The sequence below is a fragment of the Escherichia sp. AM3 genome (genome assembly GCF_032029835.1).
Classification (GTDB): Bacteria; Pseudomonadota; Gammaproteobacteria; order Enterobacterales; family Enterobacteriaceae; genus Escherichia; species Escherichia coli.
Genome location: NZ_JAVUPQ010000708.1, coordinates 1 through 345, shown reverse-complemented (window position 1 = coordinate 345; position 345 = coordinate 1). Strand labels below are relative to the sequence as shown.

Below are 345 nucleotides of genomic sequence, written 5' to 3'. Positions count from 1 at the left end.
CGCATATCCAGGTGGACGTGATGGGCATGCTGCTCAGCATCCTGCAAATCGTGGTGATCCCGATTGCGCTGGGGCTGGTGATCCACCATCTCTTCCCGCGGGTAGTGAAAGCGGTTGAGCCGTATCTGCCCGCGTTTTCGATGGTCTGCATACTGGCCATTATCAGCGCCGTGGTAGCCGGTTCCGCATCGCACATTGCTTCGGTGGGCTTTGTGGTGATCGTCGCGGTTGTGCTGCATAACACTATTGGTCTGCTGGGCGGTTACTGGGGCGGAAAGCTGTTTGGCTTTGACGAATCCACCTGCCGCACGCTGGCGATCGAAGTGGGGATGCAGAACTCCGGCC

Annotated in this window: 1 pseudogene; it reads left to right on the top strand. The window is 58.8% G+C overall.

The features are described 5' to 3' along the window. Positions 1-345 (top strand): annotated as a pseudogene (gene panS, locus RTW80_RS28005) (ketopantoate/pantoate/pantothenate transporter PanS); the annotation flags it as partial.